This window comes from Kitasatospora sp. NPDC056327, assembly GCF_042261735.1.
In the GTDB taxonomy this organism is placed as follows: Bacteria; Actinomycetota; Actinomycetes; order Streptomycetales; family Streptomycetaceae; genus Kitasatospora.
This window is the reverse complement of sequence record NZ_JBHJRC010000190.1, coordinates 1-16,054: the sequence shown is the minus strand read 5'-3', so window position 1 is coordinate 16,054 and position 16,054 is coordinate 1. Positions and strand designations below refer to the sequence as shown.

Annotated in this window: 12 protein-coding genes; 8 read left to right on the top strand and 4 right to left on the bottom strand. The window is 74.6% G+C overall.

The genetic code is table 11. The features are described from left to right. Nucleotides 1-112 precede the first annotated feature (112 nt). Both ACFCX4_RS24640 and ACFCX4_RS24635 read right to left on the bottom strand, forming a co-directional pair. Nucleotides 113-487: a hypothetical protein gene (locus ACFCX4_RS24640; protein ID WP_376146164.1), complete on the bottom strand. Its 375-nt coding sequence runs from the start codon at nucleotides 485-487 to the stop codon at nucleotides 113-115. 327 nt (nucleotides 488-814) lie between these two features. Continuing rightward, complete coding sequence (locus ACFCX4_RS24635; RefSeq protein WP_376146160.1) at nucleotides 815-1,657, bottom strand: helix-turn-helix domain-containing protein; 843 nt, start codon at nucleotides 1,655-1,657, stop codon at nucleotides 815-817. 235 nt (nucleotides 1,658-1,892) lie between these two features. On the opposite strand from ACFCX4_RS24635, the gene ACFCX4_RS24630 reads away from it, so the two are divergent. Beyond that, on the top strand, nucleotides 1,893-3,368 hold the full coding sequence (locus ACFCX4_RS24630; RefSeq protein WP_376146157.1) for an MFS transporter: 1,476 nt from the start codon (nucleotides 1,893-1,895) through the stop codon (nucleotides 3,366-3,368). Nucleotides 3,369-3,648: 280 nt separating this feature from the next. Continuing rightward, nucleotides 3,649-6,000, top strand: a complete 2,352-nt coding sequence (locus ACFCX4_RS24625; protein WP_376146154.1) for a hypothetical protein — start codon at nucleotides 3,649-3,651, stop codon at nucleotides 5,998-6,000. 301 nt (nucleotides 6,001-6,301) lie between these two features. Here the strand turns inward: ACFCX4_RS24625 and ACFCX4_RS24620 are convergent, their stop codons facing one another. Continuing rightward, on the bottom strand, nucleotides 6,302-6,934 hold the full coding sequence (locus tag ACFCX4_RS24620) for an HD domain-containing protein (protein WP_376146151.1): 633 nt from the start codon (nucleotides 6,932-6,934) through the stop codon (nucleotides 6,302-6,304). Between the two features lie 71 nt (nucleotides 6,935-7,005). Between ACFCX4_RS24620 and ACFCX4_RS24615 the strand changes: the two genes are divergently transcribed. Both ACFCX4_RS24615 and ACFCX4_RS24610 read left to right on the top strand, forming a co-directional pair. Further along, complete coding sequence (locus ACFCX4_RS24615) at nucleotides 7,006-8,019, top strand: GlxA family transcriptional regulator (protein WP_376146148.1); 1,014 nt, start codon at nucleotides 7,006-7,008, stop codon at nucleotides 8,017-8,019. A gap of 152 nt (nucleotides 8,020-8,171) precedes the next feature. Continuing rightward, nucleotides 8,172-8,627, top strand: coding sequence for a MarR family winged helix-turn-helix transcriptional regulator (locus ACFCX4_RS24610; protein WP_376146145.1), 456 nt, complete (start codon nucleotides 8,172-8,174; stop codon nucleotides 8,625-8,627). A 3-nt stretch (nucleotides 8,628-8,630) separates the two neighbouring features. Here the strand turns inward: ACFCX4_RS24610 and ACFCX4_RS24605 are convergent, their stop codons facing one another. Beyond that, nucleotides 8,631-9,686 (bottom strand): LLM class flavin-dependent oxidoreductase, encoded by a 1,056-nt coding sequence (locus ACFCX4_RS24605; protein ID WP_376146142.1) that lies wholly within the window; start codon nucleotides 9,684-9,686, stop codon nucleotides 8,631-8,633. 401 nt (nucleotides 9,687-10,087) lie between these two features. Here ACFCX4_RS24605 and ACFCX4_RS24600 point away from each other — a divergent pair, with 401 nt between their 5' ends. From ACFCX4_RS24600 to ACFCX4_RS24585, 4 genes are all read left to right on the top strand, one after another. Then, on the top strand, nucleotides 10,088-11,071 hold the full coding sequence (locus tag ACFCX4_RS24600; protein WP_376146167.1) for an ABC transporter permease: 984 nt from the start codon (nucleotides 10,088-10,090) through the stop codon (nucleotides 11,069-11,071). A gap of 13 nt (nucleotides 11,072-11,084) precedes the next feature. Next, nucleotides 11,085-12,035 (top strand): ABC transporter permease, encoded by a 951-nt coding sequence (locus ACFCX4_RS24595; RefSeq protein ID WP_376146139.1) that lies wholly within the window; start codon nucleotides 11,085-11,087, stop codon nucleotides 12,033-12,035. Further along, complete coding sequence (locus ACFCX4_RS24590) at nucleotides 12,032-14,215, top strand: dipeptide ABC transporter ATP-binding protein (protein WP_376146136.1); 2,184 nt, start codon at nucleotides 12,032-12,034, stop codon at nucleotides 14,213-14,215. Before ACFCX4_RS24595 ends, ACFCX4_RS24590 begins: the two co-directional genes overlap by 4 nt. Before the next feature lie 61 nt (nucleotides 14,216-14,276). Next, nucleotides 14,277-15,962, top strand: a complete 1,686-nt coding sequence (locus tag ACFCX4_RS24585; RefSeq protein WP_376146133.1) for an ABC transporter family substrate-binding protein — start codon at nucleotides 14,277-14,279, stop codon at nucleotides 15,960-15,962. The last annotated feature ends 92 nt before the right edge of the window (nucleotides 15,963-16,054 follow it).

The window sequence follows — 16,054 nt, the reverse complement described above, 5'->3', positions numbered from 1 at the left end:
GGTCCGCAAGCGCGCCCTGGCGCGGGCGGCCCCGTCGGCCGCCCGCGCTTCTTGCCTCTCCCCGCGTTCCCGGCGCTCGCGCCGGCTCGGCCGGTCGCGCGGGCGCGAGCGATCAGGCGTACAGCCGCACGGAGTACGTGGACGTGAGGTCCGTCCTGAGGCCCCCTCCGCAGTTGTTGGTCGGGAGCGACCAGGCAACGCTTCCCCCGCCGTTCCAGCCCGTGTAACCCGTGGCCCCCGCGCCGTCCGTCTGGCAGTTCAACACGGTGTACTGGCCGATGAGGTTGTACACGTTGTAGGTCCCGTACTCGTAGAACCGGTACACCAGTGCGTGATGGTTCCCGTCCCAGAAGTCGCCCTCGTAGATGCAGACGTAGCCGCTGCCGCAGGTCTCCGTGGCCGATGCGGCCGGCGCGGCCGCAACCCCCGCGCCCAACAACAGCGGGACCGCGGCAGCCAGCGTGGCGAGCTTCTTGCGGACGTTCATCGGACGACCTCTCTGCCGGTGACATTCCTGTCGGTTACATGCCATGGCACGTTATCCACCGGTTCGGTGCCCCGGAAGGGGAGATCGGGCCAAACGTCCACGAACTCGGTTGATTGCGGAATGAGTCGTGCTTTCCTTCCGATTGTCGAACTGTGCGGATCCGGGTGGCGAACAGCGCCCGAGGACCGGGAAAGCGGCGAGCGGCCCGTCGTTCGACGGATTCACCGTTTCTCCGGCGGGGAGGGCGGTCCCTCCCGGGGCACCGCCCCTGTCGGAGCCTCCCGCTCGGACTCCGCCGGCGCCGGCGCGGGGGAGGGTGCGGCGGGGTCAGTGGCGCGTGGTCGCGGACCGGGTCAGGGCCGTGTGGGTGGGGGAGCCCTCGGGGGCGGTCAGGACGACGAGTTCGAGCTTGTGGGGGCCGGGGATCACGTAGGCGGTGTAGTCGAGGTCGAGGCGGCCGGCCAGGGGGTGGTGGAAGCCGTGGCTGCCGGTGGCGGGTCCGCGGACGTCGTGTTCCTCCCAGAACTCGGCGAACCGGGTGCTGTGTTCGGTGAGGTCGGCCACGAGCCGGGTGCCGCGTTCGTTGTGCGGGTCGGCGGCCATCGCGTGCCGCAGGCGGTGGACGTTGCCGCGGGCCGTCTTCTCCCAGTCCGTGAGGAGCTGCGGTGCCCGGGGGTCGCAGAAGACGAACCAGGCGAAGTTTCGCTGCTCGGCCGGCAGTTCGTCGTAGTCGAGGAGCAGCCAGGCCTCGGCGGCGTTCCAGGCGAGGACGTCGCGCACGGGGGTGACCACGTGCGCGGGCCAGGGCGTGAGGGAGTCGAGCAGCCGGAGGGTGGCCTCGGGGACGTCCGGGAGGGCGGGGGTGGTGCCCGCCGGGCGGGCGGGGGTGCCGGCGGCGAGGTGGTGGAGGTGCCGGCGGGCGTCGGCGTCGAGCTGCAGGGCGGTGGCGAGGGCGTCCAGGACCTCGGGGGAGGGGCGGCGCTGACGGCCCTGTTCGAGCCGGGTGTAGTACTCGGGGCTGATGCCGGCGAGGGTGGCGACCTCGGCCCTGCGCAGGCCGCTGAGCCGGCGGGTGGTGGTACGGGGCAGGCCCGCGGCTTCCGGGGTGAGCCGGGCCCGGCGGGCGCGGAGGAAGCGGGCCAGTTCGGGAGGTGCCGCTGATGGTGCCATGCGTCGAGTATCGGGTCGGTTCCGGCGCCGGGGGTAGCCCTGCCAGGGCCACCCCCGGCGGTGCCTGCCCGGGGCGGTGTCTCGTCGTGGTGCGGGCCGCGTTCCAGACTGGCTGCCGATCGTGCCGCGCGGTGCGGCCGGACGGCCGGACGGCCTGCTGTGCCGGGCCGCAGCCGTGCCCGCGCGGTGCCCTGCCGTGCGACCTCCCCGCGTCCGCCGTCCCTGGAGTCCGTCCATGCCCGCGCGCCACCCCGGTGAGCCGACCTCCCCGGCCCCGCTCTCCCCGGCCCCGCTCTCCCCGTCCGCGTCCGGCGGTCCCGCCGTCCGGGCCCGCCCCGGCGGGCCGGGGCCCGTCCGGTACGCGCCGCTGGTCGTGCTGAGCGCGGCGGCGGGCCTCGACGCGGGCGGTGTCGCCGTCCTCAACAGCGCGCTGCCGTCCATCGGCGCACGGTTCGGGACGTCGGCGCAGAACCTGTCCTGGGCGGTGACCGGCTACGCCCTCGCGTTCGCCGGCCTGCTGCTGTGCGGCGGGGCGATGGCCGACCGGCTGCGCCGCCGGCGGGTGCTGGCCGGTGGCCTGGTGACCCTGGCCGCCGGCGCCGTCCTGGCGTTCGCGGCGCCGGTGTTCTGGGTGGTCGTGGTGGGGCGGGTGCTGCAGGGTGCGGGTGCGGCGGTCACCATGCCGGCGGCCACGGCGCTGCTGATGTCGGTGTACCCGGACGGGCCGATGCGCTCGCGCGCGCTGGGGGTGTTCTCCTCCGCCCAGGCGGGCTGCTACGGGGCGGGGCTGGTCCTGGGCGGTGTGATCACCAGCGCCGCCGGCTGGCGGTGGGTGTTCGCGCTCCAGGCACTGGTGGCGGTGGGCACCGTGGCGGCCGCCGTGCGGTGGCTGCCGGCGGGCGTGCCGCACCGCCGTGGTGCGCTGGACCTGCCGGGTGCCGGGGCGCTGGTGGCGGCGATCACGCTGGTCATCCTCGGCGCGGACGTGGCGGCCCGTCCCGGGGGCGGTCCGCTCGCGGCCGTGACGCTGCTCGCGGCCGTGGCCGCCGGGGGCCTCTGGTGGTACCGCGGCCGTACCCGGGCGGGGGACGCCGTCCTGCTGGACGGGGACCTCCTGCGCACCCGCGGTGTCCGGACGGCGGCGGTCGTGGCCGCCGCGTTCTACTTCTGCGTCACCGGCTCGCTGTTCCTGCTGCCCCTCTACCTCCAGCAGGTGCGGGGCATGTCCCCGGCCTCCTCGGGCCTGGCGGTCCTTCCGGTCAGCCTCGCCGTGGCCGGCGCGGCGCTGCTCTGCGGGCGGCTGATGAAGTCCCGCGGTCCGCGCCCCCTCCTGCTGACCGGCCTTCTCCTGACGGCCGGCGGCGTGCTGCTGTGGTGTGCGGCGGGGGAGGACAGCCCGTACGCCGGGCCGGTCCTGGCGGGCCTGGTCGTCACCGGGATCGGTCAGGGCCTCGCCTTCCCCGCCATGACGGTCACGGGCCTGCGCAACGTGCCCGACCGGGCGCACGGCACGGCCTCGGCGGTGACGGCCACCGCACTGCAGATCGGCAGCGGGATCGGGCCCACCGTGCTGGCCGGCACCGCCCAGGCCGTGGGCGGACCGGGGCTCGGTGACCTCCCGCTCTCCGGCCACCACCTCGCCTACGCCGCCGCGGCCGGGCTCCTCCTCCTCGTCGGCCTCCCGGCCACCGCCCGCCTCACGAAGCGGTGAGACCCCGAGGGGCCCGCCGGCCGACCGGGTGCGGTCCCGCGCACGGAGGAACCGCCGGGGCCGCACCTCGCAGGGGGCCGCGCCCGGCCTCGGCCGGCGCCCGCCGGTGGAGGCCGGGCGGCGCGGGCCCCGCGCCGGGTGTCGCCGTCCGGAAAAGTTTGTCCGAAGAAACGGTGGAGGCCGTGCGGCCGGGCGTGTCTGATGGTGTACCGACAGAGGCCTGTCCGGTCGGGGAGACGAGCGGTCCGGGCGGGCCGTGGACAGGCCGAGGGGGTACGGGGTGGCTGGTGTCGGACGCCCGCAGGGGCGGCTCAAGGGGGAGACCGACCAGGCTGACGACCTGGCACGGTTCGTGCGGGAGGTGACGTCCGGGATCACCGTCCGCGAACTCGCCCGGCGCCACCGCGCGGGCAAGACCAGTTGGAGCGAGTACCGGTCGGGGGAGAAGGACATCCCGTGGCATCTGCTGGAGCGGCTGGTTCACGACCGGGCGCCGGAGCCGCAGGCCCGGAGGGTGTTGCTGGCCCGCGCCGCTCGACTGCACGAGGAGGCTGCGGCCGCGGCCCGGGGTGTGCGGCGTCCGGCGCGGGGGCGGGCCGACGCGCAGCAGGCGATCGACCGGGCCCGGCAGGCGCAGAGCCGGGCCGAGGCGGACGTGGCGGAGGCGGACGAGCTGATCCGCGCGTTGACCGCGGCCGTGGCCGAACTGCGGGGGGAACTGGGCGACCGGGCCCCGGACGGCACCGGTGCGGCTCCGCCGGGGCGGGCCGGCGGGGACGCGGCGGAGCCGCGCCGGTCCCGCCTGCGGGAGGTCGCGCGCTGTCTGGCCGAGGTGCGGCGACTGCGGCGGACCGCGGAGGAGGTGCGGCGGGCGGCGCAGCAGCCGGCTGCACCGGAGCGGGAGGTGGACCCGGAAGCGGAACCGACCACCACCGGGCGGCCGGCCGTCGGGCCCGGGACGCGCACCCGGGCGGACGAGGACCGGCTGCCCGGCACCGAGCCGGCGGTGATCGACCGGGCGCGGGCGCACCTGCCGGTGCTGCGGCGGACGGCCGGTGACCTCGTCGGGCACCGTGGGGCCGGGGAAGCCGGGGCCGGGGACCACGTGACCGGGGAACGCGAGGCCGCCGCCCGGAGCCTGGCGACGTACGGCCGGTCCCTCGCGGTGCCGTACCGCCCACCGCTTCCCCGGATTGTCCGCGGCGAGGTCGTCGGCGGTGCGGACGACTGTCCGCCCGGCCCCGTTGTCCGCCTCGGCCCGGTGCGCGTCGCCCCGTCCACGGGCGGGCCCGCCGCCGGTCCGGGGCGGAGGCGTTCCCGGGCGGTCACCGCCGTCCTGGCGGCCGTGGTGCTGGTGCTGGCCGGGGTGCTGCTCGGCACCCGGGTCGGCGGGCCGGTCGCCGTGCCGGGTGCGTCGGTGCCGTACGCGGGTGACATCCGGCACGTGCCGGCGGTCGTCGACTCCGCGGGGCCCCCGGCTCCCTCCCCGTCCTGGTCCGCGGGTGGAACCCCTGCCGGTCCGGCCTCCCCGGGGGCGGACGGCCGGGCGCCGACGGCGCCCGCCCCGGTTCCGTCCCCGGCCGACAGGGCGCCCCTGCCGGGGCCGCTGTCGACGGCCCCCCGGTCGCCGTCCGCTCCTCCGTCCGGTACCGCCGCCCTGACGGCGCCTCCGTCGGCCGCCCTGCCTCCCGGCGACGGGACAACCGCGCCGGGGGCGCCGGCGGCCGGTGCGACCTCGGCGCCGCCGCCCGGGGCGTCGAGCACCCCGCAGGACCGGGGCACACCGGACGTCCCGCCCGTCACGGTGCCCGAACCGTCGGCACGGTCCGCGGTCGTGCCCTCCGCGCCGGGCGCGCTGTACTCGATCTCCCCGGACGACCGGGCCGTCTACCAATGGCAGGGCAGCGGCACGGCCTGGACCCGCATCGGGGGCCCGGCGGAGCGGGTCGTCGCCGGACGGGCCGGGGTGTTCGTCGTGGACGCGGACGACAAGCGGCTGCTCGGCTACGGCGGGACCCCCGGCAGCTGGACGCCCGTCGGCGAGCCCGGCGCGGACTTCGCGATCAGCGGCAGCCGGCTCTACCGCCTCGCCCCGGACCACACCGGCGTCTTCCGCTGGAACGGCACCGGAACCGGCTGGACCAGGGTGGGCGGCCCGGCCGGGCGGCTGTTCGGGGGCGCGGCGGGCCTGTTCGCGACCGATCCGCGCAACACCCGGATCTTCCGCTACGACGAGGAGAAGGACTTCTGGCCCTACGTGGGCAACGAGGGGGCGGCCTTCGCCGTCAGCGACACCCACCTCTACGGACTCTCGCCGGACCGCAGGCAGGTGCTCCAGTGGGACGGCACGGGCAGCGACTGGAGCCTCATCGGCGGCCCGGCCCAGGAGCTCTACGCCGGCCCGTCGGACGTGTTCGCCACCAGCCCCGACCGGGGCACCTTCCTGCGCTACAGCCGCCGGCCCCAGTTCTGGGACCCCGTCAGCGAGGCGGGGGCCGGGTTCGCCGTCACGAAGGACCACATCTTCCGCCTCGCGCCCGACCGCAGCGCCGTCTACGAGGCACCCAGCGGCGACCCCACCCGCTGGACGAGGATCGGCGGCCCGGCGGCCACCCTGACCGCCGCGGGGTAGCCCGGCCCCGGGGCGGGCGACCGGTCCGGGGCGTTCCGGGGCTCCGACCACTGCGGCAGCGGGCGGTACCGCACCGGGAACAAGGACCCGGGGGCTGTGGCGGGTCCTGCACGCGGGTGACCGCGAAGCGCACCACCGCGCTCGCCGGGGTCGGCGTCGATCACCGCGCCCGGCAGCAGCCCGTACCGCGCGACCGTCCCGACCGTCCCGGGCGGCCCGGCCGCCCGGGACGTCGTCCCGTCCGGAACACGGAGGAAGCCGCCGCGAAGGACGCTCCGGCGGGGCCCCGGGCGGCGGCCGGCTACTCGCCCCAGGGGCAGGAGGCCGCGGCGAGTTCCAGGGTGGTGACCCCGGCGGCCCGGCGTTCGTGCAGGAGTTCGCCGCCGAGCGTGTACCGGAGGGCCGCGGCCTCCGAGCGGGCGGCGCGCTCCACGATCGCGTCGACGAGGGAGCGGACCATCCTGAGCCGGGGGTGGGCGGCGTGGATCCGCTTCTCCCAGCGGGCGACGATTTCCGCGTTGCGTCCGAAGTCGGTGCCCACGCCCTCACGGGTGAGGTGGCAGAGCAGGCCGCGGCGCTCCGCGATCCCGGGCGAGGTGTGCAGGGCGATCGCCTCCCACACCCGGTCGACGTCCGCCTCGGGGACGGCGTGGCGCCGCAGGAGAGCCGCCGCGAGGTCGGCGCCCTCGACCTCGAAGCGGGCCTCGCCGGCCGCCAGGTCGCCCGCGCCGAGGTCGTGGAGGACGGTCGCGGCGAACAGCAGGTCGCGGTCGTAGGCGGAGTCCTCCAGGCAGCCCTCGTGGGCGGCGAGGATCTGGGCGAAGAGGAAGCTGCGCACGCTGTGGTTGGCCACCGCCGGGCTCTCGGAGGCCCGTGCGGCGGCGAGCACGGCCTCGGCGAGGGGGCCGGTCGGCAGGTCGAGTGAGAAGTCCATGGACGCAGGCTACGAACGCCGTGCCCGGGGCCGACAGTGGCACGGGGGGCCATTGTCGCTAGGATCGTGCCATGTCGACCGCCGAAGGACACCGGCCCGCGAACGGGTCCGCAGGCCGGCCGCACCCCTGGCCCGGGAGCGCGCCCGGCGGCCCGGCCGCGCACCGGGTCGCCGTGCTGGCGCTGCCCGGCGTCCTCCCGCTGGACCTGGGCATACCGGTGCAGGCCTTCGGGCCGGAACCGCACTACCGGGTCACCGTCTGCGCGGACCCGGGGGCCGGGCCGGTCCACTGCGGCGGCTTCACGGTCACCGCGCCCGCCGGCCTGGAGGCGCTGGGGGACGCCGACACCGTCGTCGTCCCCGGGTACGAGGACCCGGAGGCTCCACCGCCCCCCGCGGTCCTGGCGGCGATCCGCTCGGCGCACGCCCGCGGCGCGCGCCTGGTGTCCATCTGCACCGGGGCGTTCGCGCTGGCCGCCGCCGGGCTGCTGGACGGGCGCCCCGCGACGACCCACTGGCGGGACGCCGCCGACCTCCAGCGCCGCTACCCCCTCGTCGACGTCCGTCCGAACCAGCTCTACGTCGACGACGGCGACATCCTCACCTCCGCCGGGGTGACCGCCGGCATCGACCTGTGCCTGCACATCATCCGGCGCGACCACGGCGCCGCGGCCGCCAACGACCGGGCCCGCGCGCTCGTCGCACCGCCGCAGCGCCCCGGTGGCCAGGCCCAGTTCATCGACCGCTTCCGGCCCGTCGGCCGCGGTGACGAGCTGGCCCCGGTCCGCGCCTGGATGCTCGACAACCTCGCGCACCGCCACAGCGTGGACGAGCTGGCCCGGCGCGCGCACATGTCGCGCCGCACGTTCATCCGCCGCTTCCAGCACGAGACGGACACCTCGCCGATGGCCTGGCTGACCGCCGCGCGGATCGACTGGGCCCGAGAGCTCCTGGAGACGACGGCCGCTCCCGTCGAGCAGGTCGCCCGCCTCAGCGGGCTGGGCAGCCCCGCGGCGTTCCGTGCCGCCTTCCACCGGCACGTCGGCACCTCGCCGTCGGACTACCGGACGACCTTCCGCGCCTGAGGAGGCTCCGGGCGCCGATCCGTCCCGCGCCGCGCGGACCCGCGCGGACCCGCGCGGACCCGCCCGGCGCCGACGCGCGGCGCGGGCCCGCACCGGGGAAGCCGCTCCCCGGCCTGCCCGCCGCCGGCGGTGCCTCGCTACAGTGTGGAGCCATGCGGCAGCGAGAGCGCGAACGTGCGCTGTGGGACGCCTTCTTCCACATGGACGCCGAGCTGTGGCAGGTGCTGACCCGCAGGCTCCAGCAGGACACCGGGCTCTCCGAGCCGGACTGGCAGGTGCTGGACGGACTGGGCAACGCCGTGGGCCACACGCTGCGCGCGTTCGAACTCGCGAAGGTCCTGATGTTCGGCAAGAGCCGGCTCCACCAGCACGTCGGACGCATGGAGCGGCGCGGGCTGGTGGAGCGGCGGCCGGTGCCCGGTGACGCCCGTGCCACCGCGGTGTCCCTCACCCCGCACGGGCTGTCGGTGTTCCGCCGGGCGCAGGCGTACCGCGCCCGGCACATCCGGGAGGAGCTGATCGGCGCGCTGACCGCGGAGGAGGTGGACCGGCTGATCGCCATCTCCGCGAAGATCCGGGCCCATGTGCGCCGGGAGCCGTCGGACTGACGGTCACTCCCACACGGTGGTGGGGACCTCGGCCCGCAGCACGGGGGCGACCTCGGCGAAGAACCGTTCGAGGTGGCCGCGGGTGACGGCCAGTTCGGTCGTGTAGGTCGAGAAGAACCCCTCCACCCCCACGCCGAACACCTGGTTGCCGAACCTCCGCTGCAGGCCGAGGAGTTTCTCGGTGATCTGCTCGGCGGTGCCGACCAGCGCCGACCCGTTCCGGAGGAAGTCCTCCAGGGAGTCGAACGGGAACCGGGTGCGGTCGCCGTAGTGTTCCGCGACCGAGGCCTCGAACATCGGCCGGGCGATCGCCAGGGCGTCCTGCGAGCGGTCGGCGATGACGGGGGAGTGCACGCCCACGCCGACCAGCGCGGTGTCGGGGTCGTGGCCGTGGAAGGCGAGCCGCTCGCGGTAGTGGGCGACCAGGTCCAGGTAGTGGTCGACGCGGGCGGTGCCGTTGGCCGAGTACAGCGGGTCCCCCCAGCGCGCGGCCAGTTCGGTGGAGCGCCGGTCGGTGGCCGAGCCGTGCCAGACCCGGGGTGCCGGCCGCTGGAACGGGCGTGGTTCGAGGGAGGCCCCGGTCAGCTTCGGCCGGTAGCGGCCCTCCCAGGTGACCGTCTCCTCCCGCCACAGCCGCCGGAGCAGCCCGTAGCCCTCCTCCAGCCGGTCCCACAGGTCGGCCGGGTCGACGCCGAAGACGCTCGGCGCGACCGGGTCGCCGCCCTTGCCGATGATCAGGTCGAGCCGGCCTCCGCTGAGTTGGTCGAGGGTGGCGTAGTCCTCCGCGGAGCGGACGGGGTCGGTGAGCGACAGCACCGCGACCGCGGTGACGAGCCGGATCCGGGACGTCCGGGCGGCGATGTTGGACAGGATCACCGCGGGTGACGCCGACAGCAGGTCCGGGTTGTGGCGCTCGCCGACCCCGAACGCGTCGTACCCCGTCCGCTCGGCCCACTGTGCGAGTTCGATCAGCTCGGTGTACCGCTCCGCCCTGCTGAGCGGCGGGCTCCCCGGGCCCCTGCTCCTCTTGGGGACCAATGTGCTTGCCAGGAACTTCACGACCGCACCCCTCCCGATGAGTTCACATGTGAACTCTGGGTGCGGGCCTTCCGCCGCGTCAATACGACGATCGGCCGAGGCGGTCGTACGGAGCGTCCACGCGTTCCGGCGCGTGTCGGGGGGTCGGGTCCGACCGCGGTCCAGGGGATCGCGGCGACCCCTCCCACCTGCGACGCGAAGCAAACATGACGCGGACACGTCCGTCTGCAACGGGGGTGTTTCGTCTTCGTGTCCAAACGCCTCGATCCCTGGCGCGGAGTGTCGCTCGCACACAGACTGGTCCCCGCACGGTCGTGCACCCACCCCCTGGATCCAGAAAGTTCCACCCGCATGCCTCGCTCCTGCCCCACCCCCGGCGCCTCCCAGGCGCACCCGCCGCATCCGGTGGGGAGGTGGCATCCGTGCTCCGGTACGTGACACGCAGAGCCGCGGGCTGGTTCCTGGTCATCGCCGTGGCCACCAACGCGACCTACTTCCTGGCCAGTTGGTTCCTCGACCCGCGCTCGAACTTCAAGGAGCTGCGCCCGGTCCGCACCGAGGAGCAGATCTCCCGGGCCCTGGCCCCCTACAACCTCGACCCGCACGAGCCGCTGCTCCACCGCTGGTGGGACTGGCTGACCGGGGTGGTCCTCCACTTCGACTGGGGCCGCTCCCCGGTCGGGGTCGCGGTGAACGGGGAGATCGGCCACCGCTCCCTGGTCAGCGCCCAACTCGTGATCGGCGCGACGGTCCTGTCCGTCGTCGTCGGTGTCGCGCTCGCCGTCCACACCGCCTCGCGCCAGTACGGCTGGCGGGACCGGACCGCCCAGGCCCTGTCCATGGCGCTCTTCAACGTCCCGGTCTCCATCGCCGCACTCGCCCTGGTGCTGCTGGCCATCCGGCTGAACGAACAGGCCGGCTGGCACTTCCTGTACGTCGCGGGCGAGAAGTCCCCCGACGTCGAAGGGTTCTGGGCCACGCTCGGCGACCGGCTGGCGCACCTGATCCTGCCGACGCTGACGCTGACGCTGACGGGGTACGTCGGCTACCACCTCACCCAGCGCTCCCTGCTGCTGGACGTCATCGGCTCCGACTTCGTGCGCACCGCCCGGGCCACCGGACTCACCCGGGCCCAGGCGGTCCGCCGGCACGCCCTGCGCACCGCGCTGATCCCCACCGCCCAGTCCGTGGCCTTCAGCATCCCGGCCGTGTTCACCGGCGCGGTCCTCACCGAGACGATCTTCGGCTGGAACGGCATGGGCCAGTACTTCATCCAGACCATCAACAAGAACGACGTGCACGGCACCGTGGCGACCGCCGCCTTCGCCGCCGCGCTCACCGCGGTCGGCGCGATCCTCGCGGACATCGCCACCGTTCTTCTCGACCCGAGAGTGCGGGTGAGCTGAGTTGGGCACCCCTGTGAGTCCCGAAGCGACCACCGAGGGCGTCCTCGCGGCCGCGCCCGGCCCGGCCGCCGCCCGCCCGTCCGGCGCGCACGACCGGCGCTACCTCGGCCGGCGCCGCCTCTACCTGCGCCGCTTCCTGCGCAACCGGACCGCCGTCGCCGGTGTGGTGATCCTCCTGCTGCTCGTGCTGTTCAGCGCGCTCGGCGACCTCTTCACCCCGTACCACTTCGCGGACGCCGACTTCGCTGCCCTGACCCGGCCGCCCGGCGCCGAGCACTGGTTCGGCACCAACCAGGGCGGCAACGACGTCTACGCCGAGGCCGTGCACGGCCTCCAGCGCTCGCTGGTGATCGCGGTGACCGTCTCGCTGCTGACCGTCGCCATCGCCGCGGTCGTGGGCGCCGGCGCGGCCTACCTGGGGGGCCGGGTCGAGAAGGCCACCCTCGCCCTCATCCACTTCCTGCTGATCGTGCCCTCCTTCCTCATCCTCGCCCTGGTCTCGCACCGGCTGGCGGGCGACTGGCGGGTCCTCATCCTCGTCCTGACCGTGTTCGGCTGGATGTCCACCGCCCGTGTGGTCTGGTCGGTGTCGACGTCCCTGCGGGAACGCGACTACGTGCGTGCCGCCGAGTACATGGGCGTGCGCCCGCTGCGCATCGTGTTGCGCCACATCATCCCCAACCTGGGCTCCCTGCTCATCGTCAACCTCACCCTGGGCGTGGTCTCCACCGTGCTCAGCGAGACCGCCCTGTCCTTCCTCGGCTTCGGCGTCCAGACCCCGGACGTGTCGCTCGGCACGATGCTCGCCGACGGCGCGGGCACCATCACCAGCGCGCCCTGGCTCTTCGCCTTCCCCGCCGGGCTGACCGTGCTGCTCACCGTCTCGATGACCTTCGTCGGCGACGGCCTGCGCGACGCCCTCGACCCCACGTCCACCACCGGCGCGGCAGGAGGCCGACGATGACCCTCGCACCCGCTCGACCCACCGCGCCCGCGGCGGGACCCACCGGGCCCGCACCCGTCCTGTCCGTCCGCGACCTGAGCGTCACCTTCCCCTCCGAGGCCGGACCGGTGGAGGCCGTGCGCGGCGTCGGCTTCGACCTCCTGCCCGGGCGCACCCTGGGCATCGTCGGCGAGTCCGGCTCCGGCAAGTCCGCCACCGCCCTCGCCGTCATGGGCCTGCTGCCGCCCACCGCGCGGCTCGGCGGCCGCATCCTGCTCGGCGGCCGCGACCTGGCCGCGATGGACGACGCGGAACTCTCCCGGGTGCGCGGCAAGGACATCGGCATGGTCTTCCAGGACCCGATGTCCGCGCTCACGCCCATCTTCAGCGTCGGCCGACTGCTCTCCCAGGCCCTGCGCGTGCACCGCGAGCTGTCCAGGAAGGACGCCTGGGAAGAGGCGGTGGAACTGCTCGACCTGGTCGGCATCCCCGACCCGCGCGAACGCGCCAAGTCGTTCCCGCACGAGTTCTCCGGCGGCATGCGCCAACGCGTCGTCATCGCCCTGGCCATCGCCAACAAGCCCTCGGTGCTCGTCGCCGACGAGCCCACCACGGCGCTCGACGTCACCGTCCAGGCCCAGATCCTCGACGTGCTGCGCCTGGCCCAGCGCGAGACCGGCGCCGGCCTCGTCCTGATCACCCACGACCTGGGCGTGGTGGCCGGCCACGCCGACGACGTCGCCGTCATGTACGCCGGGCGGATCGTCGAGCACGCGGGCGTGGACGAGCTCTTCCGCCGTCCGACGATGCCCTACACCGCCCGCCTGCTGGCGAGCATCCCGACCGTGGACGGCGGGGTCGCGCGGCCCCTGGTCCCGATCGGCGGCGAGCCGCCGTCCCTGGTCGGGCTGTCCGCCGGCTGCCCCTTCGCGCCCCGCTGCGCGGTGGCCGTCGACGTGTGCCGGACCACCGAGCCGGAGCTGACCGCGACGGGGCCGACCGCGACGGACGACCTGACCGAGCGGGAGCCGGGCGTGGACGGGGCGGGCGCGACGGGGGCGACTCCGGCGGAGCCGCCGGCACCGGCCGGGCGTCCGGCCCAGGCCGCCTGCCACCGCGCGCGGGAGATCGCCGACGGGAACCTCGACCCGGCCGGGGAGGCCGCGCAGGTGCCCCCGGCCCGGTCCGGGGAGCGCCCCGCGGGGGAGGTGGTCCTGCGCGTCGAGGACCTCGTCAAGACGTTCCCCGTGACCAGGGGCGCCCTGCTCAAGCGCCGGGTGGGGACCCTGCACGCGGTCAACCGGGTCAGCTTCGAACTGCGCGCCGGCGAGACCCTCGGCCTGGTCGGCGAGTCCGGCAGCGGCAAGACCACCACGCTGCGCGAGGTGCTGCGGCTGCGCGCCCCCGAGGGCGGCCGTGTCGAGGTGGCCGGCACCGACGTCGCCACGCTGGGCACGGCCGCCCGGGTGCGCGAGCTGCGGCGCGACATCCAGATCGTCCTCCAGGACCCGACGGACGCCCTGGACCCCCGGCTGACGGTCTACGACCTGCTGGCCGAACCGCTCCAGGCCGCCGGAACCGACCGGGCGGCCGTCCGCTCCGGGGTCACCCGGCTCCTGGACCTCGTGGGCCTGGACCGCGCCACGGGCGACCGCTTCCCCGCCGCCCTCTCCGGCGGCCAGCGCCAGCGGGTCGGCATCGCCCGCGCCCTCGCCCTCGAACCGAGGCTGCTGGTCCTCGACGAGCCGCTGTCCGCCCTGGACGTCTCCGTGCAGGCCGAGATCATCAACCTGCTCGCCCGGCTGAAGCGCGAACTGGGCCTGGCCTACCTGGTGGTGGCGCACGACCTGGCCGTGGTGCGCTACTTCTCCGACCGCATCGCGGTGATGTACCTCGGACACGTCGTCGAGTCCGGTGCCACCGAGGAGATCTTCGCCCGGCCCCGGCACCCGTACACCAGGGCCCTGCTGTCCGCCATCCCGCTGCCCGATCCGGAACGCGAACGCCACCGCGAGCGCATCGTCCTGACGGGTGAACAGCCCAGTGCCGCCCGGCTGCCGGAGGGCTGCGTGTTCGTCGACCGCTGTCCGCTCCACCAGGTGGCCGACGAGAGCGTGCGGAACCGCTGCCGCACCCAGCGGCCGGCGACCGTCGCCGCTCCGGACGGCTCCGACCACCAGTACGCCTGCCACGCCGTCTGACACCGGCTCCGCCACCCTTCCCGCCCCACTCCTCCTCATCGATTCCCAGCAAGGACAACCCATGCGTCGGAAGCTCGCCCTGCCCCTCGCGCTCGTCGCGGCCGTCTCGGTCGCCGCCACCGCGTGCACCTCCTCGTCCTCCTCCGGCGGCTCCGCCGGGCAGGAGACCGGGGGCACCGCGAAGGCCGCGTCCTCGGTCACCGACTACAACCCGCAGCCGTACGAGAACCTCAAGGACGGCGGCACCTACACCACCGCGGGCACCTTCGACGAGCAGGGCAACCCCTTCAACGTCAACGGCACCCTGAACACGCTGCGGATCTGGTCCTGGTACAACGCCGACGCCATCACCTACTCGCCCGCCGGCGAGGTGCAGTACAACCCGGACTACTACAGCGACGTGAAGGTGTCGGTGGAGGGCGGCGACCAGAAGGTCGTCATCACCATCAACCCCAAGGCCGTGTTCAACGACGGCACCCCGATCGACTGGCGGGCCATCGAAGCCACCTGGAAGGCCAACAACGGCTCGGAGAAGGAGTTCGCGGCCTCCTCCACCGACGGCTACGACCGCATCACCTCCGTCACCCGGGGCGCCGACGACAAGCAGGCGGTCATCACCTTCAAGGGCGTCAACGCCGCCTGGTCCGCGCTGTTCACCACCTTCCTGCACCCCCAGGCCGCCACCGTCGAGAACTTCAACAAGGCGTACGTCAAGACGGCCCATCCCGAATGGGGCGCCGGACCGTACACCGTCGGCACCTGGGACGCGCAGTCCGGCAACATCACCTTCGTGCGCAACCCCAACTGGTGGGGCCGCAAGGGCAAGCTCGACAAGCGCGTCTACGTCAACCTGGAGCGCGCCGCGTCGATCAACGCCTTCAAGAACGGCGAGATCGACTACGCCCCCGTCGGGGACGCGGAGAACCTCAAGCAGGTGCGGACGGTCAAGGACGCCGAGGTCCGCAGCGGCGGCAGCCCCTTCGAGTACGCGCTGTACCTCAACACCAAGTCCCCGCTCCTCGGTGACATCCAGGTCCGCAAGGCGGTGCAGGAGAGCATCGACCGCGCGCAGATAGCGAAGATCCGCTTCCAGGGCCTCGACTACAACGAGGCGCTGCCCGGCTCGGCGGTGCTCTACAGCTTCCAGGGGGGCTACCAGGACAACGTCTCCGCCGTGCTGAAGCACGACCCGGAGGACGCGCGGAAGACCCTGGACGCGGCCGGCTGGAAGCCCGGGGCCGACGGCATCCGCACCAAGGACGGCAAGGAACTGCAGCTCGGCTACACCCTGCTCGGCGACGACCCCATCGAGAAGGGCGTCGCCGGGGCGTTCGCCGCGATGCTCAAGGCCGTCGGCGTGAAGCTGGAGATCAACAAGGTCTCCTCGAACGAGTTCTCCAAGGTGCTCAGCGAGCGCCGCTTCGACCTCTTCATCTCCGGCAACCGCTCGACGGACCCCTTCGGCGCGCGGTACCTGTGCGACTTCTACTGCTCGGACCGTGAGTCCAACATCACCGGGGCCGGCACTCCCGAGCTCGACCGGGAGATCCGCGCCACCGGGGACATCGCCGACCTCGGCGAGCAGATCGCGGCCGTCAACAAGCTGGAGCAGAAGGCCCTCCAGCAGCACGCCCTGCTGCCCCTCTACAGCGGCCCCTCCATCTACGGCCTCCGCAAGGGCCTCGCCAACGTGGGCGCCACCATCTTCCACAGCCCGCTCCCCGAGACCATCGGCTGGCAGAAGTAGCGCCGCCCCGCCCCTCCCCGCCCTCGTCCCGGCAACGGCGGTGTCACCACGCGTTGTCGAGCATGCGAAGCGGGCCCGCTCCCCGGCCGGGG

Coding starts and splice junctions, on each gene's coding strand:
- ACFCX4_RS24590 (WP_376146136.1), top strand. CDS start 12,032: ATGACCCTCGCACCCGCTCGACCCACCGCGCCCGCGGCGGGACCCACC.
- ACFCX4_RS24610 (WP_376146145.1), top strand. CDS start 8,172: ATGCGGCAGCGAGAGCGCGAACGTGCGCTGTGGGACGCCTTCTTCCAC.
- ACFCX4_RS24640 (WP_376146164.1), bottom strand. CDS start 487: ATGAACGTCCGCAAGAAGCTCGCCACGCTGGCTGCCGCGGTCCCGCTG.
- ACFCX4_RS24620 (WP_376146151.1), bottom strand. CDS start 6,934: ATGGACTTCTCACTCGACCTGCCGACCGGCCCCCTCGCCGAGGCCGTG.
- ACFCX4_RS24615 (WP_376146148.1), top strand. CDS start 7,006: ATGTCGACCGCCGAAGGACACCGGCCCGCGAACGGGTCCGCAGGCCGG.
- ACFCX4_RS24635 (WP_376146160.1), bottom strand. CDS start 1,657: ATGGCACCATCAGCGGCACCTCCCGAACTGGCCCGCTTCCTCCGCGCC.
- ACFCX4_RS24585 (WP_376146133.1), top strand. CDS start 14,277: ATGCGTCGGAAGCTCGCCCTGCCCCTCGCGCTCGTCGCGGCCGTCTCG.
- ACFCX4_RS24630 (WP_376146157.1), top strand. CDS start 1,893: ATGCCCGCGCGCCACCCCGGTGAGCCGACCTCCCCGGCCCCGCTCTCC.